The organism is Streptomyces sp. SolWspMP-5a-2 (genome assembly GCF_900091845.1).
Lineage (GTDB): Bacteria > Actinomycetota > Actinomycetes > Streptomycetales > Streptomycetaceae > Streptomyces > Streptomyces doudnae.
Window position 1 is genome coordinate 124960 of record NZ_FMCI01000250.1, and the last position, 20154, is coordinate 145113.

Consider the following 20154-nt stretch of genomic DNA (forward strand, 5'->3'; position numbering starts at 1 on the left):
CCCTCGTCCGGCACGTGCTCCCGGCACTGCTGTGCCGAGTCTCCCCACAGCCCCCCGCTCGCGTATATCCGTCACGTCACCCATATCGCCACGGTACGTGTGGGTGGCACCATGCAGACTGCCGACCGTGATCGCCGATGATCACGACCAGCTGTTGAGCGAAGGGGAGAAACGTGTCTGCGCCACGCCTGCGGGCGACGCCGTTGCCGGGGATCGGAGTCCAGTACGACCTGGTGACGAAGGACCAGCGCCACCTGTCCGTGGTGGCGCACCGGGACGGTGCCCGGACCGTGAACATGTACCGGGCCGACGACCCCGACTCCTGCGCCCACTCCCTGCGTCTGACCGGCCCCGAGGCGGGCGTGCTCATCGACGCCCTCAAGCCCTCCCACCACAGCGCGAGCCTGCTGTACACCACCGATCTCGGCCTGGTGGCCGAGCGCATCGAGGTGGCCGCGGCCTCCCGCTGGAACGGACGGGTCCTGGGCGAGACCCGGATGCGCACCGACACCGGGGCCTCCGTGGTCGCGGCGCTGCGCCGGGCCGAGGCGATCCCCTCCCCCGCTCCCGACTTCCGGCTGGCGGGCGGTGACATCCTGATCGTCGTGGGCACCCGTGAGGGCGTGGACGCCGCCGCGGCGATACTGGGGCGGGAGTGATCGGGTGCACTCCGCGGTCCTGCTGATCGAGTTCGGTTCCATCCTGCTGGCCCTCGGCCTGCTCGGCCGGGCGGCCGCCCGGTTCAGTCTCTCCCCCATCCCCCTGTACCTGCTGGCCGGTCTCGCCTTCGGTGAGGGCGGGCTGCTGCCGCTCGGCGCGAGCGAGGAGTTCGTCGCCACCGGCGCCGAGATCGGCGTCATCCTGCTGCTGCTCATGCTCGGCCTGGAGTACACGGCGGGTGACCTGGTCACCAACCTGAAGTCGCACTACCCGGCCGGTCTGGTCGACATGATGTTCAACGCCGTGCCCGGTGCCGCCGTCGCCCTGCTGATGGGCTGGGGCCCGGTGGCGGCCGTCGTGCTCGCCGGTGTCACCTGGATCTCGTCGTCCGGGGTGATCGCGAAGGTCCTCGGCGACCTGGGCCGGGTCGGCAACCGCGAGACGCCGGTGATCCTCTCCGTGCTGGTCCTCGAGGACCTCGCGATGGCGGTGTACCTGCCCATCGTGACCGCGCTGGTCGCCGGGGCCGGGCTGCTCGCCGGAAGCCTCACGCTGGCCATCGCCCTGGGCGCGGCCGGTCTCGTCCTGTTCGTCGCGGTGCGCTACGGCCGGGTCATCTCCCGGTTCGTCTCCAGCGACGACCCGGAGAAGCTGCTGCTGGTCGTGCTCGGCATGACGATCCTGGTCGCGGGTGTCGCCCAGCAGCTCCAGGTGTCGGCCGCGGTCGGCGCGTTCCTGGTCGGCATCGCGCTGTCCGGGGAGGTCGCGGAGGGCGCGCACACCCTGCTGAGCCCGCTGCGCGACCTGTTCGCCGCCGTGTTCTTCGTCTTCTTCGGGCTGCACACCGACCCGGCGAGCATCCCGCCGGTGCTGCTGCCCGCGCTGGCCCTGGCGGTGCTGACGGCGGCCACGAAGATCGCCACCGGCTACTGGGCGGCCCGCAGGGCGGGCATCTCGGTCAAGGGGCGCTGGCGCACGGGCGGCGCGCTGGTGGCGCGCGGCGAGTTCTCGATCGTCATCGCGGGCCTCGCGGTCGGCGCGGGCATCGAGCCCTCGCTCGGCCCGCTGGCCACGGCGTACGTGCTCATCCTGGTCGTCCTCGGGCCGCTCACCGCGCGGTACACCGAGCCGGTCGCCCGTCTGGTCACCGAGCGGCTGGCCGCCCGCAAGCGGGTCGCGCAGCCGGTGGAGGAGGCGGAGGAGGTTCCGGTGGGCGACTGAGCCCCGCCGGTGCACCGGGCCCACGGCACGCCCTGGAGGGGAGCCGCCGTGGGCCCGTCCGTCGTTCCGGCCCGCTCAGTCCGCCTCGGGGCTCCAGCCCTGGCCGCGCAGGACGGCCGTCACGTCCGGGGCCCGGTAGTGCTCGCCCTTGAGGACCTTGCCGTCGTCGCGGCGCACCACCCGGCCGTCCGGGCCGAGCTTGGTCATGTTGGAGCGGTGGATCTCGGCGATCACCGCGTCCAGGTCGATGCCGTGCACCAGGGCGGTTCCGTAGGCCACGTAGACGACGTCGGCCAGTTCGTGCGCGAGCTTGTCGAGGGGGCCGCTCACGGCGACCTCGGCCACCTCGGCGGCCTCCTCGCGCAGCAGCTCACCGCGCTGGGCGGCCAGCTCGGGCGGCACCTCGCCGGGACTGGTGCGGACGTCGAGCCCGACGGCGAGGTGGAAGGCGCGGACCAGGTCGGCGGGCGATGCAGTCATACGGCGACTCTACCGACGCGGGCCCCCGCCCCGGCCCGGTCCGAGCCCCCGCCCCGCCCGGGGTCCGTGCCCCGCCCCCCTGACCCCGTCCCGCCTCCATCCCCTCCCCTGCCCCCCCGCCCCCGCCCCTGGTCAGTTCCGTGTGTCTGCTGGCAGGATCGCGCTCATGTCCACGTTCTTCCCCCGGCCCGGCCGGCGCCGCGCCCTCCTGGCGGCCGCCGCCGGGTCCGTCGCGTTCGGGCTGCTGCTGTGGTGGCTGCTGCCCCTGGGCGAGGACCCGCCGAGCGGCACGATCACCTTCAGCACCGGCACCAGGGCCGGGGTCTACCAGCAGTACGGCAAGCTCCTCCAGCAGGAGTTCCATCAGGACATGCCGGAGCTGCGGGTCACCCTGACGACCAGCGCCGGGTCCCAGGAGAACGTGCGGCGGGTGGCCACCGGGGAGGCCGACTTCACCATCACCGCGGCGGACGCGGTGGAGACGTACGAGCTGAGCGACGACAACCCGGGCGCGACCCGGCTGCGCGGGGTGGCCCGCCTCTACGACGACTACGTCCAGCTCGTGGTGCCGCGTGACTCCCCCGTGCGGTCGGTCGCCGACCTCAAGGGCAGGCGGGTGGCGACGGGGCTGCCGGGTTCCGGGGTGCGGCTGATAGCGGACCGGGTCCTGAAGGCGGCGGGGGTCGACCCCGTCAAGGACATCACGCCCAGCTCCGACGGCATCGACATCGGGCCAGCCGGGCTGCGGGACGGCCGGATCGACGCGTTCTTCTGGTCCGGCGGGCTGCCCACGCAGGGGCTGCAGAAGCTGACGCCGTCCTTCGCGTTCCGGTTCGTGCCGATCGGCGCCGACCTCGTGGCCAAGCTGCACGAACAGGGCGGCGCCACCCGCTACTACCGGTCGACGAACATGCCGGAGTCGGCCTACCGGGGGCTCCAGAACGGCGCCGCGGTCCCGACGATCGCGGTCTCCAACATCCTGATGACCCGCACGGACGTCGATCCCCGGCTGACCGAGTGGATCACCCGCACGGTCATCAAGAGCCGGGACCGGATCGGCTCCACCGTGCACTCCGCGCAACTCGTCGACCTGCGCACGGCGATCTACACGGACCCGCTCGCCCTGCACGAGGGCGCCCGCAGGTACTACCGCTCGGTCAAGCCGTAGGGCCCGACCGGGGCACCGTCACCGTCACCCGCAGCCCGTGCGGGGGGTGGTGGTCGTAGGCGATGGTGCCGCCGCCCGCCGCCAGCAGGGTGCGGGAGATGGAGAGGCCGAGGCCGGAGCCCTTGATGTTCTGGTGGTGGGCGCTGCGCCAGAAGCGGTCGCCGACCCGGCTCAGCTCCTCGTCGGTCAGCCCGGGGCCGCGGTCCGCGACGACGACGGTCGTGGTGGTGCCGTCGAAGCCCACGGCCACCTCGACCGTCTCTCCCTCGGGCGTGAACTTGACGGCGTTGTCGATCACCGCGTCCAGCGCGCTGGAGAGGGTGACCGGGTCGGCCCAGGCGGTGGTCGGCGGGCAGTCACCGGCCAGCCGGACGCCCTTGGCCTCGGCCGTGGGGGTCCAGGCGGCCACCCGCTCCGCGGTCAGCGCCCCGAGGTCGGTGATCCGCAGATCGGCCTCGGCGTGCTCGGCGAGGGCGAGGTCGAGCAGGTCGTCGAGGACGGTGGCGAGCCGTTTGCCCTCGGTGCGCACGGAGGCGATCTCCTCGTTGCCGTCGGGCAGTTCGAGGGCGAGCAGCTCGATGCGCAGCAGCAACGCGGCCAGCGGGTTGCGCAGTTGGTGGGAGGCGTCGGCGACGAAGGCCCGCTGCTGTTCGAGGACGTCCTCGACGTTGTCCGCCATCTCGTTGAACGACCGGGCCAGGCGCCGGAGTTCCGGCGGACCGCCGGCCGCCGCGACCCGCGACTTCAGGCGTCCGGTGGCGATGTCGTGGGTGGTGGCGTCCAGGATGCGCACCGGCCGCAGCACCCAGCCGGTCAGCCGCAGCGCCGCCCCCACGGCCAGCAGCATCGCCGCGCTCTCGCCCGCGGCGATCACCAGCCAGCCGTGCAGGATCCGTGAACGCATCGACCCGGTGGGCGAGTCGGTGACGACGACGGCGACGACGTCACCGTCCCGGATCACCGGCGAGGCGACGACCAGCCGGTCGCGCTGCCACGGCCACACCTGCTCGGGGTCGTGGCTGCGCCGGCTGAGCAGCGCCTCGGCGAACGCGTCCCGCATCTCCCCCGCCTCCGGCAGCCGCCAGTGGACGGGCGCGGCGGCCATCGGGACCTCGCTGTGGCAGAAGACACCGGCACGGATGCCGTACACGTCGTAGTAGCTGGCGAGTTCGGTGCTGAGGGTCTCCAGGCGTTCGTCGGTGGTGACCCGGGTGGTGCCGCAGCCGTCGGTGACGAACTGGGCGAGGGCCGCGAAGCGCGCGGTGTCGTCGATCCGGTCGACGACGACGCGTTGCTGCTCGGCGGCGGCCACGCTGATCGCGAGCGGCACGCCGAGCGCCAGCAGCACGGCCGCCAGCAGGACGATGAGCAGCGGCAGCAGCCGGGTACGCACCTGTCGTCCCCCGCTAGGCGGCCGGGGTGACGAGCCGGTAGCCCACCCCGCGCACGGTCTCGATCAGCGCGGGCATGCGCAACTTGGCCCGCAGGGACGCGACATGCACTTCGAGGGTGCGGCCGGTCCCCTCCCAACTGGTGCGCCAGACCTCGCTGATGATCTGCTCCCGGCGGAAGACCACGCCGGGGCGCTGGGCGAGCAGGGCCAGCAGGTCGAACTCCTTGCGGGTCAGCTGGACGACGGTGCCGTCCACGCCGACCTGCCGGGTGGACAGTTCGATGAGGAGCGGGCCGAGCCGCAGCGCGTCACTGTCGCCGCCCGCCGGGTCCTCGTGGACGGTGCGGCGGCTCACGGCGTGGATCCTGGCCAGGAGTTCGCCGGTGTCGTAGGGCTTGACCACGTAGTCGTCGGCGCCCAGGTTGAGGCCGTGGATGCGGGAGCGGACGTCCGCCCGCGCGGTGACCATGATCACCGGTGTGCTGGTGCGTTTTCGGATCTTGCCGCAGACCTCGTAGCCGTCCTGGTCGGGCAGGCCGAGGTCGAGCAGGACGACGCCGAACCCGTCGCTCTCCGGGACCAGGGCGCGCAGGGCCTCCTCGCCGCTGCGGGCGTGGGTGACGTCGAACCCGTGGCGGGCCAGGACGGCGGACAGCGCGGCGGCGACATGGTTGTCGTCCTCGACGAGCAGCAGCCTCACCCGGGCCCCCTTCGGTTCATCGGCCGTACGCACGGCGTGGGTACACCTCGCGTACGCGCGCGTGCACTTCCGCAGTCACGCTGATGGACGAGGACGCCGTCAAGGGCGTTCCGGTTGCGCGGCACTTCCGTTATCCGCCCGATACGCACGGATCGCCCGAGGAGCACAGGGGGTGCCCGCTCGCTACCGGATCGTGATGCTCAGATCTCGCTCAGATGTGATGACGGTCGCATTACCCCGTCATTACTGTCCTCCGAAACCGAGGAGGACGGGAGCCTGATCGCGATGACCGAAGTATCGGTGGCCAAGGAAGAGGTGGCCTCCACCGGCGACCTGGTCGTCCTGAAGAACGTCAACAAGCACTTCGGCGCTCTGCACGTGCTCCAGGACATCGAGCTGACGATCACCCGTGGCGAGGTGGTCGTCGTCATCGGGCCCTCCGGGTCCGGGAAGTCCACGCTCTGCCGCACCATCAACCGGCTGGAGACCATCGACGCCGGCGCCATCACGATCGACGGCAAGCCCCTGCCCCAGGAGGGCAAGGAGCTGGCCCGGCTGCGGGCCGACGTCGGGATGGTCTTCCAGTCCTTCAACCTCTTCTCGCACAAGACGGTGCTGGAGAACGTCATGCTGGGCCAGATCAAGGTCCGCAAGACGGAGAAGGCGAAGGCCGAGGAGAAGGCGCGGGCGCTGCTCGACCGGGTCGGGGTGGGCACCCAGGCCGACAAGTACCCGGCGCAGCTCTCCGGCGGCCAGCAGCAGCGCGTGGCGATCGCCAGGGCGCTGGCCATGGACCCGAAGGTGATGCTCTTCGACGAGCCGACGTCGGCGCTCGACCCGGAGATGATCAACGAGGTCCTCGAAGTCATGCAGCAGCTCGCCCGGGACGGCATGACCATGATCGTCGTCACGCACGAGATGGGTTTCGCGCGCTCCGCCGCGAACCGGGTGGTCTTCATGGCCGACGGCCGGATCGTCGAGGAGGCCACGCCCGACCAGTTCTTCAGCAACCCGCGCAGCGACCGGGCGAAGGACTTCCTGTCGAAGATCCTGCACCACTGACCCAGGCCCCGCACGGCCGCCAACCCTTCACCACCAAAAGGACGTTCACCATGAAGCTCCGCAAGGTCACCGCCGCCTCGGCCGCCGTGCTCGCCCTCTCCGTCGCCGCCACCGCCTGCGGCTCCGGCGACAGCGACGACAAGGGGTCGGGCAGCGGTTCCAAGAAGATCTCCATCGGCATCAAGTTCGACCAGCCCGGCATCGGCCAGAAGACGCCGCAGGGCTACAGCGGCTTCGACGTCGACGTCGCCACGTACGTCGCCAAGAAGCTCGGCTACGACGCCGGCCAGATCGAGTGGAAGGAGTCGAAGAGCCAGGACCGCGAGACCATGCTCCAGCGCGGTGACGTCGACTTCATCGTCGCCTCCTACTCGATCACCCCCGAGCGCGCGGAGAAGGTCGACTTCGCTGGCCCGTACCTGCTGGCCCACCAGGACGTCCTGATCGCCGCCGACGACTCGTCGATCAAGTCCGCCGCCGACCTCAACGGCAAGAAGCTGTGTTCGGTGACCGGCTCGACCTCGGCGCAGAACGTCAAGGACAAGCTGGCCCCCAAGGCCAACCTGCAGAAGTACCCGACCTACTCGGCCTGCCTCACCGGTCTCCAGAACGGTGCCATCGAGGCGCTGACCACGGACGACTCGATCCTCGCCGGGTACGCCTCGCAGTCGCAGTTCAAGGGCAAGTTCAAGCTCGCCGGCCTGAAGATGACCAACGAGAACTACGGCATCGGCGTCAAGAAGGGCAGCGACCTCAAGGCGAAGATCAACACCGCCCTCGAGGCCATGGTCTCCGACCAGTCCTGGCAGAAGGCCGTCGACAAGAACTTCGGCCCCGCGAACTACAAGAACGACCCCGCGCCGAAGATCGGCGACGTCAAGAGCTGACCAGATCCCGACCGGTGCGCCGTCCGCCGCGGCGGCGCACCGCGGGTCCCACCACTCGTGGAAGCGCGGGAGAACGTGTTCGACTTTCTTGAAGGTTATGACCTGCTGGGAGCCTTCTGGGTGACGGTGCAGCTCACCCTGCTCTCCGCCGTCGGCTCCCTGGTGTGGGGAACCGTACTGACCGCGATGCGGGTGGGCCCGGTGCCGCTGCTGCGCGGATTCGCCACCGGCTACGTCAACGTCGTGCGGAACATCCCGCTGACCGTGATCATCCTGTTCGCGTCGCTCGGCCTGAGCCAGACGCTCGGCGTCACGCTCGGCGGCGGCGACAACTTCGACACGATCAACTTCCGGCTCGCCGTGCTCGGTCTGGTCGCCTACACCTCGGCCTTCGTGTGCGAGGCACTGCGCGCCGGCATCAACACGGTTCCCGTCGGCCAGGCCGAGGCCGCGCGGGCACTGGGCCTCAGCTTCACCCAGGTGCTCTCCCTCGTGGTCCTGCCGCAGGCGTTCCGCGCGGTCGTCGGCCCGATGGCCAACGTGCTGATCGCGCTGACGAAGAACACCACGGTGGCCGCAGCGATCGGCGTCGCCGAGGCGGCCACGCTGATGAAGGAGATGGTGGAGAACGAGGCCCAGCTCATCCTGATCTCCGCGGTCTTCGCGTTCGGATTCGTCTGTCTGACGCTGCCGACCGGCATGGTCCTCGGCTGGGTCGGCAAGAAGGTGGCGGTGAAGCGATGAGCTCCGTTCTCTACGACGCCCAGGGGCCCCGCGCCAAGCAGCGCAACGTCCTGTTCACCGGCGTCTTCCTGGTCGCCGCCGCGGCCCTGCTGTGGTGGGTGTTCTCCAGCCTCTCCGACAAGGGGCAGCTGGACTGGGAGAAGTGGAAGCCGTTCGTCGGCACCGAGGCCTGGACCACGTACGTCCTGCCCGGTCTGGAGAACACCCTGATCGCGGCCGGTGTCGCGATGCTGATCGCGCTGCCGCTGGGCGCCGTGCTCGGCATAGCGCGCCTCTCCGACCACCGCTGGGTCCGGGTGCCGGCGGGCATGCTGGTCGAGTTCTTCCGGGCCATCCCGGTCCTGATCCTGATGATCTTCGGCCTGGCGCTGTACTCCGAGTACTCCAACGTCGGCTCCGACGACCGGCCGCTGTACGCGGTCATCACCGGCCTGGTGCTCTACAACGCCTCGGTGCTCGCGGAGATCGTCCGGGCCGGCATCCTGTCCCTGCCCAAGGGCCAGACGGAGGCGGCGCACGCGATCGGCCTGCGCAAGACGCAGACGATGGTGTCGATCCTGCTGCCGCAGGCGGTCACGGCGATGCTCCCGGCCATCGTCAGCCAGCTCGTGGTCATCGTGAAGGACACCGCGCTCGGCGGCGCCGTCCTGACCTTCCCCGAGCTGCTGGCCTCCGCCAACACCATGTCCGCCTACTACGGCGCCAACACGATCGCCAGCTTCACGGTCGTCGCGGTGATCTTCGTGGCCCTCAACTTCAGCCTCACCACGTTCGCGGGCTGGCTCGAGAAGCGGCTGCGCAGCCGCAAGAAGTCCTCGGGCGCGGTGCTGAGCGCCGACGACGCCGCGGCCCAGGGCGCGCCGGGCGCCGGCACGGGCGCCACGCTCTGAGCCGACGCACGGTCGGGCGCCGCCCACGGACGCACCGGCCGCACGACGGAGGGGACGACAGTCGGCACTGTCGTCCCCTCCGTCGTCCCACGTCCCAGAAGTGACGGCGCCCAGGTGGCGCGGTCCGGCACACCGGACGAGGGCGTCGCTTGACGCGGGCACCGGCAGTGGGTTGCATACGTTCTGTGATCGTGCACCCCGCTCCAACTTCCTGTTCACATACGTCCGTCAGGACGCCGTCACGGGCGGGGGGCGCCACGCCGTGGACCCGGTGATCATCGTCGGGGCGGGGCCCGTCGGGCTGACGCTCGCCCTGGCACTGGCGCGTCAGGAGGTGCCCTCCGTCGTCCTGGACGAGTCCACCGGCACCGACGAGCCGCGCCCCGCGCGCACCGTCGTGCTGCGCGAGGACACCGCCGACCTGATGGAACGGCTGACCGGGGTGCCGCTCGACGAGGAGGGCACGCGCTGGGCCGGATGGCGGTCCCTGCGGCGCAAGCAGGTGATGCGCGAGATCACCTTCGACGACGGCGAACCCGCCCCGCTGCACATCGCGCAGCACGTGCTCACCGGCGCCCTGCGCCACGCCCTGGCGGGCCGACGTCTCGTCAGGATCGTCACGGAGAGCCGCCTGGACGCCGTCGAGCAGGAACCGTCCGGCGTCACCGCGCACACCCGGGGCGCCCAGGGCACCTGGTGGCGCGGCAGCTACCTGGTGGGCTGCGACGGCCCCCGCTCGACGGTCCGCAAGCTCCAGGACATCCGCTTCCCCGGACGGACGGCGGTGGAACGTCACGCCGTCGCCGCCCTGCGCACCGAACTCCCCCGGCCTGACGAAGCGTTGCTGCACCGCGCGCCGCCCTGGCGGACCTCGGGCCCGTCGGCGGGCGAGGTCATCGGCCGCCCGCTCCCGGACGGCGTCTGGCGCCTGGACTGGCTGCTGCCGCCCGGCAAGGACCTGGTCACCCCGGAACTGCTGCTGACCCGGGTCAGGGAGACCCTCGCGGGCTGGACCGGCGGCCCCACCCCGCCCTACGAACTCCTCGACACGGGCGTGCACACCGTGCACCACCGGCTGGCCAGACGCTGGCGGGCCGGACGGGTCTTCCTCGCCGGGGACGCGGCCCACCTGCTCGGCGCGCTCGGCACCCAGGGCCTCGACGAGGGGCTCAGGGACGCCGACAACCTCGCCTGGAAGCTGGCGCTCGCCTGGCACCACGGGCCGCACGAGGCGCTGCTCGACAGCTACCAGGCGGAGCGGCGCGCGGTGGTCGCCGCCCGGCTGCGGGCCACCGACCAGTCGCTGCCGCTGCTGCGCGGGGGCGGCGGGCTGCGCTCCTACGTGCCCGGCTCGGGCCGGGGCCACGACGGGCTGCTCGTCGACGGCCACCTCGGACACGGTCCGCTCGGCGCCCCCGGCGGCTACGCGGGCTCCCCGCTCGCGCCCCGGCACCTGGAGGGCGAGGTGCCGGTGGAGACCCCGGCGGGTGACCCGGTCGAGGACGTGCGGGTGACGGCGGAGGACGGCTCCTTCGTCCGGCTGCGGGACCGGCTCGGGCGCGGCACGCTGCTGGTGGTGCTGATCGCGCCGGGGACCGGGGTGTGGGACCGCAAGCACTGGATGACCGCCGGGATCATGCCCCGGCTGGCCGCCGCGGTGGCGGCCCTGCCGCACCCCGCCGAACTGCTCGTCGCCGAGGAGTACCCGGGCGCCACCGCCCACAGCGTCCTGCTGATCCGTCCGGACGGCCATCTGGTGACGGCGCTGAACGGCGTCCGCCCGGCCGATCTGTACGCGGCGGCCGAGACGGCCCTCGGCGGGCCTCCCCCGGAGCCGGAGCCCGCCCCGGCGGAGGAGAAGACACCGGAGGAGGCGGAGGCGGAGGCGACGACGGCGTCCCGCTGACCCGGGTCTCCACGTCTCCCTGTCTCCATGTCTCCGCGCGTCGGTGCCTCGGTGCCTCGGTGCCGACCGTCGCTGTGGTGGTTCCGCGCGGTCTGTGCGGAGAGGGGGACTTCGTGCGGTGGGGGGGGTGGGCCGTGCGGTCTGTGCGGTGCGGGGTGGGTCCGTGCGTCGGCGGTGGGGACCCGCGGGGCGCTCCGGCGGATTGCGCGGCCTCTTCGAGACGGCCGTCGCCGCGTCGTCCCCTCGCGGTCCGGGCGGTGGGGGGGGTGGGCCCGGCCTGACCAGGCGGAACTGTCCAACCCCCTCCGAGCCCCCGTCACTGTGCGGTCGTCTCGCGGTCCACATGGTGACAGTCAGTTGACCGGTGTGGGCCGTCATGGTCTACTCCGGATCGTGACCGACACCTGTGTGCGCCTGTGGCGGAGGGTCCATATGGACCTCGTCCGCTATGCGGGCTGCGTGTGTCGCCCGTCCTGCTGATCTCGCACCCCTCTCTCCGGCTCGCCCGCCCGTACGGCCGCGGCGCGCTGTCCGCGAACGCACATCAGGACGGTCCCATGTCTGTTCCTTCGTCTGTCTCCGCTGCCTCCCCTGTCTCCGCTGTCTCCACGTCGTCGCCCGCCTCCGCCGCGACGCCTCTCCACGCTCCCGCCACGCCGTCGCCGTCCGCCGCACCCGCTCCGCCCACCCAGGCCGACCTGCTCGACTTCGTCCGCCGCAGCGCCGCCGACCCCGAGCTGATCGCCTCGCTCCCGCTGGACCCCGAGGACCGGACCTGGGTACGGCTCGAAGGCCCCGGCGGCAGCGAGGCGTGGCTGATCGGCTGGCCCCCCGGCACCGGCACCGGCTGGCACGACCACGCGGAGTCCGTAGGCGCCTTCCTGACGGCGTCCGGCGAGCTGAAGGAGCACTCCCTCGCCGCACGGCTCCCGGCAGACGGCTGGAAGACCCTGGAGCTGGACGGCGACGTGGACCGCGAACGGCGGCTCCCGGCCGGTCAGGGCCGCGCCTTCGGACGTCACCACGTCCACGAGGTCCTCAACGAGTCCACCGACCGGCACGCGATCTCCGTGCACGCCTACTACCCGCCGCTCCCCCGGATCCGCCGCTACAGCCGCACCGGCCCGGTGCTGCGCCTGGAGCACGTCGAGCGCCCGCAGGACTGGCAGTGACCCGGCCCACCGGCATAGACGAGCTGCTGGAGCGGGTGCGCTCGACCTACCGGCGGATCGAACCCCGCGCGGCGCACGAGGCCGCGGCGGCGGGCGACGCGCTTCTGGTCGACATCCGCTACGCGGCCCTGCGCGAACGGGACGGTCTCATCCCGGGCGCGCTGGTCGTCGAGCGCAACGAGCTGGAGTGGCGCCTGGACCCCCAGGGCAGCCACCGGGTTCCCGAGGCGACCGGCCACGACCTGCGGATCGTGGTGATCTGCAACGAGGGGTACGCGTCGAGCCTGGCGGTCGCGTCCCTGCGCGAGCTGGGCCTGCACCGCGCGACGGACCTGGTCGGCGGCTTCCAGGCCTGGCGCGCCGCGGGCCTGCCGGTGACGGACGGTACGGGAACGTAGGGCCTGTCCGACGGCTCCCGTCGTCGGACGGGCGAGCGGCCACGCGGGGCCCGGGGCGGGCTCCCGTCGTGCCTGATGTGGGCTCCCCTCGCTCCGGGTGTGGGCTCCCGTCGCTCCGGGCGTGGGCCCGCGTCCGGGACGGAGGGCCTGCCGATACGGGAGGTTGGAGGGCCTGGGGATACGGGAGGTTGAGGTGCTGACGGCCCTGTAGGGACTCGGGCTTGCCCCCGGTGCGGCGAGGGGACATGCGGGGGAGCCGACGGGCTGGCGGGCTGGCGGGCGGGCGGGCGGGCCTGACGATGCCGGGGGCTGGCGAGCCGACGGGCTGACGGCTCCCATGAGGCGGGCGGGAGTTACCGGACGGGCCGGGTTCCCCTCCCCGTAGCGGACGGGCCGGGTTCCCCCGGTGCCGGACAAGCCAGGGTTCCCCCGTACCGGACGGCCCTAGTTCCCCTCCTCGTAGAGGAAGTCCGTCTCCTCGCCCTCCTCCTCCAGTGCCTGGCGGACCACCCGGAGGGCCATGCCCTCGGAGTAGCCCTTGCGGGCCAGCATCCCGGCGAGGCGGCGCAGCCGTCTGTCGCGGTCGAGGCCGCGGGTGGAGCGCAGCTTCCGGGCGACGAGTTCCCTGGCCGTCGCCTCTTCCTGCTCGGTGTCGAGCTGGGAGACCGCCTCGTCGATCAGTGTGGAGTCGACGCCCTTGGTCCGCAGCTCCCGGGCGAGCGCCCGCCGGGCGAGGCCACGGCCGTGGTGCCGGGACTCCACCCACGCGTCCGCGAACGCGCCGTCGTTGATCAGCCCGACCTCCTCGAACCGCGACAGCACCTCCTCGGCGGCGTCGTCCGGGATCTCCCGCTTGCGCAGGGCGTCCGCGAGTTGCTTGCGGGTGCGCGGGGTCCCGGTGAGCAGGCGCAGGCAGATCGCCCGTGCCCGCTCCACCGGGTCCGCCGGTGACTCCTCCCGCTCGGCCCTCGACGAGGGAGAGGTGTCGCCGTCCTCACCGGACGGTCCGCCGCGGCGCCGTTCTCCGCGCCCGCGGTGACCGCCCGCCGTCCGGGCGCCGCGGCCGCCTCGCCGCGTGCGGCGGCCGGAACCGTCGCCCGACGGGGCGCCCCCGTACTCCGGGTCCCCGTCGTCAGAGCTGTCCGATCCGTACCCAGCCCCCGTGACCGCGTACGGATCGGAACCTTCGGAGGGAGCGGGCTCCCTGTCGTCACCCGGGCCGAAGGCCCCGGTGTCCTCGTACCGCTCGGCGGGGCCGCCGTCCTGCCCGGCGGGGCGCCGCCGTCCCTCGCCCGCCCGGCCCCGCTCGCGCGGAGGGTCCGGGTGGGCGTACTCGTACTCGGCCCAGTCGGTTCGCCGTGTCACGGATCAGCTCTTGGCCGCCGGGGCCTTCGCCTTGGTCGCCTTGGCGGGCGCGGGGGCGGGCACCTTCGCGTCGTCGGCGGCGGAGACGGCCGCGTCCGCGCCGGGCTCGGCGGTCGGCTCCTCGGGACGGACGCCGACGCCCAGCTTCTCCTTGATCTTCTTCTCGATCTCGTTGGCCAGGTCGGGGTTGTCCTTCAGGAAGTTGCGCGCGTTCTCCTTGCCCTGGCCGAGCTGGTCGCCCTCGTACGTGTACCAGGCACCGGCCTTGCGCACGAAGCCGTTCTCCACGCCCATGTCGATCAGGCCGCCCTCGCGGCTGATGCCCTGGCCGTAGAGGATGTCGAACTCGGCCTGCTTGAACGGCGGCGCGACCTTGTTCTTGACCACCTTGACGCGGGTGCGGTTGCCGACCGCGTCCGTGCCGTCCTTCAGGGTCTCGATGCGGCGGATGTCGAGCCGCACCGAGGCGTAGAACTTCAGCGCCCGGCCACCGGTCGTGGTCTCCGGGGAGCCGAACATCACGCCGATCTTCTCGCGGAGCTGGTTGATGAAGATCGCGGTGGTCTTGGACTGGTTGAGCGCGCTGGTGATCTTCCGCAGCGCCTGGCTCATCAGACGCGCCTGGAGACCGACGTGGCTGTCGCCCATCTCGCCCTCGATCTCCGCGCGCGGCACGAGCGCGGCGACGGAGTCGATGACGATGAGGTCGAGGGCGCCGGAGCGGACCAGCATGTCCACGATCTCCAGGGCCTGCTCGCCGTTGTCCGGCTGGGAGAGGATCAGGCTGTCGATGTCGACGCCGAGCTTCTTCGCGTACTCGGGGTCGAGGGCGTGCTCCGCGTCCACGAACGCGACCTGGCCGCCGGCCTTCTGCGCGTTGGCCACGGCGTGCAGGGTCAGGGTCGTCTTGCCGGAGGACTCCGGTCCGTAGACCTCCACCACACGGCCGCGCGGCAGGCCGCCGACGCCGAGGGCGACGTCGAGGGCGGTCGACCCGGTGGGGATCACTTCGATGGGCTCGTTCGGCCGCTCGCCGAGGCGCATCACCGCGCCCTTGCCGAACTGCCGTTCAATCTGTGCGAGCGCGGCGTCCAGCGCCTTCTCGCGGTCGGTTCCTGCCATGGGTTCCACCCGGTTTGCTTGAGTCGATCGCTTCACGTCAAAGACGCTAACGCCTGCCACTGACAATGCGCCCCGACGCCCTTCCGGCCTGTGGATAACTTAGGCACATCTCCACTGGAACCGTGTCGAATCACTGGTCGGATTCCGTGTCGAGAGCTTCCATAAGAATGGATGTTCGATTTTCGTGTCAAGCGCACCACGCCCGTCTCCGGGCACCGCTGCGAGCTGTGCCGCGGGAGCCCGCGCGATCGGCGAGCACCCGCCATCCGTGAGATGACGGGGCTCGGTCAGACACTCAGAGGCTCAGGCACTCAGGCACTCAGGCACTCAGGCACTCAGGCACTCAGGCACTCAGGCACTCAGGACGAGGATCCGCCGGGACGACCCGTGGAACCGGCGTCGCTGTCGCGGTCGGCGTCGACGCCCTGCCCCGGCGCCGTCGGCTCCCCGTCGGCCGGACCGCCTCCTGCCGGGCCGCCTGCCGTCGGACCGCCTGCCACCGCACTGCTTACCGCAGCACCGCGACCCACCGCGTCGCTCTCCGCCCCGGACGCAGGTCTCTGCCGCACCCCGGACCACCACGCGCGCGTGGTGGCCACCGGCCGGGCCCGCCGGTGGCCCTGGACGCGGGGATCGTCGGTGACCGCGTACCGCTTCACGTACGCGCCCAGGAACGCCTGGAGCGTGGCGACCGCCGGGATGGCGATCAGCGCGCCGACCGCGCCGAGGAGCGCGGTGCCGACGATGACCGAGCCGAAGGCGACCGCGGGGTGGATGTCGACGGTCCGCGAGGTCAGCTTCGGTTGCAGCATGTAGTTCTCGAACTGTTGATAGACGACCACGAACGCCAGCACCCACAGCGCGTACCAGGGGTCGACGGTGAAGGCGATCAGCATCGGCAGCGCGCCCGCGAGATAGGTCCCGATGGTCGGGATGAACTGCGAGACCAGCCCCACCCACACGGCCAGCACGGGCGCGTAGGGCACGCCCAGGGCCTCCAGCAGGATGTAGTGCGCGATGCCGGAGATCAGCGCCATCAGGCCGCGCGAGTATATGTAGCCGCCCGTCTTGTCGACGGCGATCTCCCAGGCGCGCAGCACCTCGGCCTGGCGCGCGGGCGGCAGCACGGAGCAGATCGCGCGGCGCAGGCGGGGTCCGTCCGCGGCGAAGTAGAACGAGAACAGGGCGATCGTCAGCAGTTGGAAGAGGCCGCCGAGGACCTGCGCGGAGACGTCCAGGACGCCGGTGGCGCTGTTCTGCACGTAGGTGCGCAGCCAGTCGGAGCGGAGCAGCCCCTCCTGGACGTCGACCCGCCGCAGCTCGGTGTGGAAGTGGCCGTTGACCCAGTTGATGACGGAGTCGAGGTACTCGGGGAAATCCTCGACGATCTTGATGATCTGACCCGCGAGCATCGACCCGAGCAGGGTGACGAACCCGGCGGTGGCCACCATCACGGCGAGGAACACCAGGGCCGTGGCGAGCCCCCGGCGCACCCCGCGCGAGGCCATCCAGCTCACCGCGGGTTCCACGGCGAGGGCCAGGAAGAACGCGATGAGGATGTTGATCAGCAGCCCGGTGAGCTGGTGGAAGGCCCAACTGCCGAGCTGGAACACGGCGTAGAGGGAGAGCGCGAGCACCAGGGCGCGCGGCAGCCAGCGGGGCATGCGCACGGGCGGCGCGACGGCGGCGCCGTCGGCGGGCGGCCGCTCGGGCGGGGTCGGGCCGGACGGTGCTGTGTGCGGGGCGAGCTGCCCGGTCTCGTCAGTGGGTGCCACGGGGCAAGTCTCGCCCACGCCACTGACAATCGGCCACGGGCTCCCGCACTTCGTGACCTCTCAGCGCCGCTCGCCCGGAACGTTCATCACTGCGCAGACCACGCGCCACACGTCCTTGGTGTCCCAGCCCGAGTCCAGCGCCTCCTGGACGGTGCGCCCGCCCAGCTCCGCCATCACGTGATCGCGCGCGAAGGTGTCGGCGTAGCCGGGACCGAAGTGCTCCGCCATCCGCTGCCAGAAGACCGTCAACCGCATGACCCCAGTATCCCGCTCCTGAGAGTGGGCCCCGCGCCGGTACCCCGCGCGGGAGCCGCTTTCCGCCCTACGGTCTGACGCATGTCCGCAACCGGAGCCTCCCCGCTCCCGACCACGTCCCGGCCGCGCTCCCCGCTCCTGCGCGCCGAACACTTCGTGTGGCTCACCGCGCGCGTGCTGGAGCAGCGCCGCTTCGCCCACCGGTTCCTCGGCGGCGGCGCCGACCCGGTGGAGACCGCCCTGGACGCCTACCGCAACGAGGACGGCGGGTACGGGCACGCCCTCGAACCGGATCTGCGGGGTCCGGTCAGCCAGCCGCTGCACACCGCGCACGCCCTGCGGGTGCTGGACTCCGTGGGGCGCTGCGGGGGACGGCGGGCGGAGCGGGTCTGCCGCTACCTCACGTCGGTCTCGGCGGCGGACGGCGCGCTGCCCGCCGTCCTTCCCGCGCAGCGCGGCTATCCGGCGGCGCCGTTCATCCCGGTCGTGGACGATCCGCCGAGCGAGCTGCTCGCCACGGGTCCCGTGGTGGGTCTGCTGCACCGCAACGAGGTGTGGCACGCCTGGCTGTTCCGGGCCACCGAATTCTGCTGGCGGGCGATCGACGCCCTGACGACGTCGCATCCGTACGAGGTCGAGGCCGCCGTCGCCTTCCTGGACTCGGCGCCCGACCGGCCGCGGGCCGAGGCCGCCGCCGACCGGCTGGGGCGCCTGGTGCGCGAGCGGCGGCTCGCCGTCCTCGACCCGGACCGTCCGGACGCCTTCCCGGTATCCCCCGGGTACGCCCCGGGCGAGCACCACTACCCGCACGACTTCGCGCGGACGCCCGGCTCGCTCGCGCGCGCGTGGTTCACGGACGACGAGATGAGCCGTTCCCTGGACTTCCTCGCGGACGCCCAGGAGGAGGACGGCGGCTGGCCGATCCGCTGGCGCCGGTGGGCGCCGGGGACGGCCCTGGAGGCACGCCCCCTGGTGACGATCGAGGCGCTGGGCACGCTCAGGGCACACGGCCGGGCCATCGGCTGAGGACGGCCCGGCCCGGCGGTCACCCGGTGAGGGCCCGCGCCCCCGCCGCCACGACGACGGCGACGCCCACGACGACCAGGAAGGGCGCCCGCAGCACCAGCGCCACCGCGGCGGCCCCCAGCCCCGCGGCCCGCGCGTCGAGCACGAGCGCGTGGCCGTCGGCGAAGGCCTGCTGCGCGGTGAGGGCGGCCAGCAGGGCGACCGGCAGCAGCTCGGCGAGCCGCTTCACCAGCGGCCGTTCCAGCGCCCCCGCGGGCACCAGCAGGCCGAGGAGCTTGACGAGGTAGCAGCCGACCGTGGTGGCCCCGATGGCGATCCAGACGTTCATCGCGGCCCTCCCCCGGTGGCCGTGTCGGACGGCGTCCCGGCGTTCCGGCCGCGCGCCCACAGGACGGCGGGCGCGGCCAGCGAGGCCACCAGGACGGGCACCCCGGCGGGCAGCACGGGCAGCAGCCCCAGGCCGAGGACGACGGCGAGCCCGGCGACGGCGCGTTCGGTGGTGGTCCGCAGCATCGGCGCGAGGAGCGCGAGGAAGACGGCGGGTCCGGCCGCGTCCAGACCCCAGGTGCGGGTGTCCCCGATGGCCTCGGCGCCGAGCGCGCCCAGGAAGGTCGTCAGGTTCCACAGCACGTAGAGGGTGGCGCCCGTGACCGTGAAGCCGATCCGTATCGCGCGCCGGGTGGGCTGCGCCAGCGCGACGGCGGTCGTCTCGTCGATCACCCACTGGGCGGCGAACGGCCGCACCGCGCGCGGGAGGGCGAGCAGTTGGGACAGCCGCAGTCCGTAGAAGGCGTTGCGCACCCCGAGGAAGAACGCCCCCGCGGCCGCCGTGAGCGGATTGCCCCCGGCGGCCAGCGCGCCCACCAGGGCGAACTGGGACGCCCCGGTGAACACCAGCAGGCTCAGGGCGCAGGTCTGCGCCACCGTGAGCCCGGCACCGGCCGACGTCACTCCGAAGGCGAAGCCGGAGAGCCCCACCGCCACCCCTACACCCAGGGCGTCACGGACGACGGCGCTGTCCGTCTTCCGTTCCGCCGGGTCCATGACCACTGTCTGTTCTTCCACACCCCGGACGGTAGGAGGCGCGGTCAGGTCGTGTCTTGTACGTTCTTGCGCTCTCGCCGGTAGGCGCCGGGAGGCACCCCCACGATGCGGCTGAAGTGCCGGTTCAGGTGCGGCTGGTCGACGAAGCCGACGGCGGTGGCGGCCTCGGCGGGCGGCAGGCCCCGGTCCAGGAGCCGCCGGGCGCGCTTCACGCGCGCGTCGGTGAGCCAGGTGTGCGGCGGCATCCCGTAGGCGTCCCTGAAGGCCCGCAGCAGCGCGAACGGGCTGGTGCCCAGCTCACCGGCGAGGGCCTCGAGGGTGGGCGGCGCGGCCATCCGCTCCTCCAGCAGCGCGCGGGCCCGCGCCGCGGTCACCGCGCCCGCGGTCCGCACCTCCCGGCGCGGCAGCGTCCCGCCGTTCACCCGCAGCAGCCGGGTCACCGCCACCCGCAGCAGGGTGTCGGCGGCCAGCGCGTCGCCCTCGTCGGTGGCCCGCAGCACCCGGTGCACGAGGGCCACCGCGTACGGGTCGTCGACCACCGGCGCGACGAAGGCGGGCGTGCCGCGGATCGACGTCGTCTCGGCCGCTATCGCGGCGACCACCTCGGGCGACGGGTAGAGCGCGCCGTACCGCCAGCCGTCCGGCACCCCGGCCCGTCCGGTGTGCGGGGTGTCGGGGTTGACCAGGGCGAGGGCGCCCGCGCCCGCGTGCTGGTCGGCGCCGCCGTGGTGGAAGACCTCGACGCCGTCGGCGATGGCGGCGATGACGAAGTTCTCGTGGGTGTGCCGCACGAACGTCTTGCGCACGTACCGGGCGCGCAGCAGGTCGACGCCGGGCAGGTCGGCGTACCGCCAGTGCCGCGCCACCTCACCAGATCCAGCCATGC

At 72.6% G+C, this 20154-nt stretch carries 21 protein-coding genes and 1 pseudogene; 12 read left to right on the forward strand and 10 right to left on the reverse strand.

Annotated features, from left to right (window positions below; all coding sequences use genetic code 11):
• Positions 1-173 precede the first annotated feature (173 nt).
• Both GA0115242_RS25135 and GA0115242_RS25140 read left to right on the forward strand, forming a co-directional pair.
• Positions 174-659, forward strand: a complete 486-nt coding sequence (locus GA0115242_RS25135) for a cation:proton antiporter regulatory subunit (protein WP_093832225.1) — start codon at positions 174-176, stop codon at positions 657-659.
• Positions 660-663: 4 nt separating this feature from the next.
• Positions 664-1881, forward strand: a complete 1218-nt coding sequence (locus tag GA0115242_RS25140; RefSeq protein ID WP_093832227.1) for a cation:proton antiporter — start codon at positions 664-666, stop codon at positions 1879-1881.
• A 75-nt stretch (positions 1882-1956) separates the two neighbouring features.
• Here the strand turns inward: GA0115242_RS25140 and GA0115242_RS25145 are convergent, their stop codons facing one another.
• Positions 1957-2361, reverse strand: coding sequence for a MazG nucleotide pyrophosphohydrolase domain-containing protein (locus GA0115242_RS25145; RefSeq protein ID WP_093832229.1), 405 nt, complete (start codon positions 2359-2361; stop codon positions 1957-1959).
• Between the two features lie 166 nt (positions 2362-2527).
• Here GA0115242_RS25145 and GA0115242_RS25150 point away from each other — a divergent pair, with 166 nt between their 5' ends.
• A complete protein-coding gene (locus tag GA0115242_RS25150) occupies positions 2528-3529 on the forward strand; it encodes a TAXI family TRAP transporter solute-binding subunit (protein ID WP_093832231.1) in 1002 nt (333 codons plus the stop codon).
• Here GA0115242_RS25150 and GA0115242_RS25155 read toward each other — a convergent pair.
• The gene (locus GA0115242_RS25155) at positions 3519-4922 is read right to left on the reverse strand and encodes a sensor histidine kinase (RefSeq protein WP_093832233.1); all 1404 of its coding nucleotides are present in this window, start codon (positions 4920-4922) and stop codon (positions 3519-3521) included. The genes GA0115242_RS25150 and GA0115242_RS25155 overlap by 11 nt on opposite strands.
• A 13-nt stretch (positions 4923-4935) precedes the next feature.
• On the reverse strand, positions 4936-5622 hold the full coding sequence (locus GA0115242_RS25160; RefSeq protein ID WP_093832235.1) for a response regulator transcription factor: 687 nt from the start codon (positions 5620-5622) through the stop codon (positions 4936-4938).
• Between the two features lie 285 nt (positions 5623-5907).
• Between GA0115242_RS25160 and GA0115242_RS25165 the strand changes: the two genes are divergently transcribed.
• The 8 genes from GA0115242_RS25165 (at position 5908) to GA0115242_RS25195 (ending at position 12681) form a co-directional block, all read left to right on the forward strand.
• Positions 5908-6684: an amino acid ABC transporter ATP-binding protein gene (locus tag GA0115242_RS25165; RefSeq protein WP_093832237.1), complete on the forward strand. Its 777-nt coding sequence runs from the start codon at positions 5908-5910 to the stop codon at positions 6682-6684.
• Positions 6685-6734: 50 nt separating this feature from the next.
• A complete protein-coding gene (locus tag GA0115242_RS25170; protein WP_093832239.1) occupies positions 6735-7571 on the forward strand; it encodes a glutamate ABC transporter substrate-binding protein in 837 nt (278 codons plus the stop codon).
• A 75-nt stretch (positions 7572-7646) separates the two neighbouring features.
• Entirely contained in the window at positions 7647-8315 is a 669-nt protein-coding gene (locus tag GA0115242_RS25175) for an amino acid ABC transporter permease (RefSeq protein ID WP_093832288.1), read from the forward strand.
• Positions 8312-9205, forward strand: coding sequence for an amino acid ABC transporter permease (locus GA0115242_RS25180; RefSeq protein WP_093832241.1), 894 nt, complete (start codon positions 8312-8314; stop codon positions 9203-9205). The genes GA0115242_RS25175 and GA0115242_RS25180 overlap by 4 nt, the downstream gene beginning before the upstream one ends.
• Positions 9206-9467: 262 nt before the next feature.
• Complete coding sequence (locus GA0115242_RS25185) at positions 9468-11111, forward strand: FAD-dependent monooxygenase (RefSeq protein ID WP_093832243.1); 1644 nt, start codon at positions 9468-9470, stop codon at positions 11109-11111.
• 27 nt (positions 11112-11138) lie between these two features.
• Positions 11139-11591: a putative leader peptide gene (locus GA0115242_RS42550; protein ID WP_346013888.1), complete on the forward strand. Its 453-nt coding sequence runs from the start codon at positions 11139-11141 to the stop codon at positions 11589-11591.
• 77 nt (positions 11592-11668) lie between these two features.
• The gene (locus tag GA0115242_RS25190; RefSeq protein ID WP_093832290.1) at positions 11669-12283 is read left to right on the forward strand and encodes a cysteine dioxygenase; all 615 of its coding nucleotides are present in this window, start codon (positions 11669-11671) and stop codon (positions 12281-12283) included.
• Positions 12280-12681, forward strand: a complete 402-nt coding sequence (locus tag GA0115242_RS25195; RefSeq protein WP_256089624.1) for a rhodanese-like domain-containing protein — start codon at positions 12280-12282, stop codon at positions 12679-12681. The genes GA0115242_RS25190 and GA0115242_RS25195 overlap by 4 nt, the downstream gene beginning before the upstream one ends.
• A 444-nt stretch (positions 12682-13125) precedes the next feature.
• Here GA0115242_RS25195 and recX read toward each other — a convergent pair whose 3' ends face one another.
• The 4 genes from recX to GA0115242_RS25215 form a co-directional block, all read right to left on the reverse strand.
• On the reverse strand, positions 13126-14046 hold the full coding sequence (gene recX, locus GA0115242_RS25200) for a recombination regulator RecX (protein WP_093832245.1): 921 nt from the start codon (positions 14044-14046) through the stop codon (positions 13126-13128).
• Positions 14047-14049: 3 nt separating this feature from the next.
• Positions 14050-15168, reverse strand: coding sequence for a recombinase RecA (gene recA / locus GA0115242_RS25205; RefSeq protein WP_093832247.1), 1119 nt, complete (start codon positions 15166-15168; stop codon positions 14050-14052).
• A gap of 359 nt (positions 15169-15527) precedes the next feature.
• Positions 15528-16943 (reverse strand): AI-2E family transporter, encoded by a 1416-nt coding sequence (locus GA0115242_RS25210; RefSeq protein ID WP_256089627.1) that lies wholly within the window; start codon positions 16941-16943, stop codon positions 15528-15530.
• Between the two features lie 60 nt (positions 16944-17003).
• Positions 17004-17198, reverse strand: a complete 195-nt coding sequence (locus GA0115242_RS25215) for a DUF3046 domain-containing protein (protein ID WP_093832249.1) — start codon at positions 17196-17198, stop codon at positions 17004-17006.
• Positions 17199-17279: 81 nt separating this feature from the next.
• On the opposite strand from GA0115242_RS25215, the gene GA0115242_RS25220 reads away from it, so the two are divergent.
• Entirely contained in the window at positions 17280-18224 is a 945-nt protein-coding gene (locus GA0115242_RS25220; protein WP_093832251.1) for a hypothetical protein, read from the forward strand.
• A 19-nt stretch (positions 18225-18243) separates the two neighbouring features.
• Here the strand turns inward: GA0115242_RS25220 and GA0115242_RS25225 are convergent, their stop codons facing one another.
• From GA0115242_RS25225 to GA0115242_RS25235, 3 genes and pseudogenes are all read right to left on the reverse strand, one after another.
• Positions 18244-18552, reverse strand: coding sequence for an AzlD domain-containing protein (locus tag GA0115242_RS25225; RefSeq protein ID WP_093832253.1), 309 nt, complete (start codon positions 18550-18552; stop codon positions 18244-18246).
• Positions 18549-19268: an AzlC family ABC transporter permease gene (locus GA0115242_RS25230; protein ID WP_093832294.1), complete on the reverse strand. Its 720-nt coding sequence runs from the start codon at positions 19266-19268 to the stop codon at positions 18549-18551. The genes GA0115242_RS25225 and GA0115242_RS25230 overlap by 4 nt, the downstream gene beginning before the upstream one ends.
• Positions 19211-20152 (reverse strand): annotated as a pseudogene (locus GA0115242_RS25235) (AraC family transcriptional regulator). The gene GA0115242_RS25230 and the pseudogene GA0115242_RS25235 overlap by 58 nt, the downstream one beginning before the upstream one ends.
• Positions 20153-20154: the final 2 nt, after the last annotated feature.

What these genes read in the sequence shown, in the direction of transcription:
- GA0115242_RS25145 (WP_093832229.1), bottom strand. Translation starts at nt 2,361, where the DNA reads ATGACTGCATCGCCCGCCGACCTGGTCCGCGCCTTCCACCTCGCCGTC.
- GA0115242_RS25150 (WP_093832231.1), top strand. Translation starts at nt 2,528, where the DNA reads ATGTCCACGTTCTTCCCCCGGCCCGGCCGGCGCCGCGCCCTCCTGGCG.
- GA0115242_RS25165 (WP_093832237.1), top strand. Translation starts at nt 5,908, where the DNA reads ATGACCGAAGTATCGGTGGCCAAGGAAGAGGTGGCCTCCACCGGCGAC.
- GA0115242_RS25170 (WP_093832239.1), top strand. Translation starts at nt 6,735, where the DNA reads ATGAAGCTCCGCAAGGTCACCGCCGCCTCGGCCGCCGTGCTCGCCCTC.
- GA0115242_RS25180 (WP_093832241.1), top strand. Translation starts at nt 8,312, where the DNA reads ATGAGCTCCGTTCTCTACGACGCCCAGGGGCCCCGCGCCAAGCAGCGC.
- GA0115242_RS42550 (WP_346013888.1), top strand. Translation starts at nt 11,139, where the DNA reads ATGTCTCCGCGCGTCGGTGCCTCGGTGCCTCGGTGCCGACCGTCGCTG.
- GA0115242_RS25190 (WP_093832290.1), top strand. Translation starts at nt 11,669, where the DNA reads ATGTCTGTTCCTTCGTCTGTCTCCGCTGCCTCCCCTGTCTCCGCTGTC.
- recA (WP_093832247.1), bottom strand. Translation starts at nt 15,168, where the DNA reads ATGGCAGGAACCGACCGCGAGAAGGCGCTGGACGCCGCGCTCGCACAG.
- GA0115242_RS25215 (WP_093832249.1), bottom strand. Translation starts at nt 17,198, where the DNA reads ATGCGGTTGACGGTCTTCTGGCAGCGGATGGCGGAGCACTTCGGTCCC.
- GA0115242_RS25220 (WP_093832251.1), top strand. Translation starts at nt 17,280, where the DNA reads ATGTCCGCAACCGGAGCCTCCCCGCTCCCGACCACGTCCCGGCCGCGC.
- GA0115242_RS25225 (WP_093832253.1), bottom strand. Translation starts at nt 18,552, where the DNA reads ATGAACGTCTGGATCGCCATCGGGGCCACCACGGTCGGCTGCTACCTC.
- GA0115242_RS25230 (WP_093832294.1), bottom strand. Translation starts at nt 19,268, where the DNA reads ATGGACCCGGCGGAACGGAAGACGGACAGCGCCGTCGTCCGTGACGCC.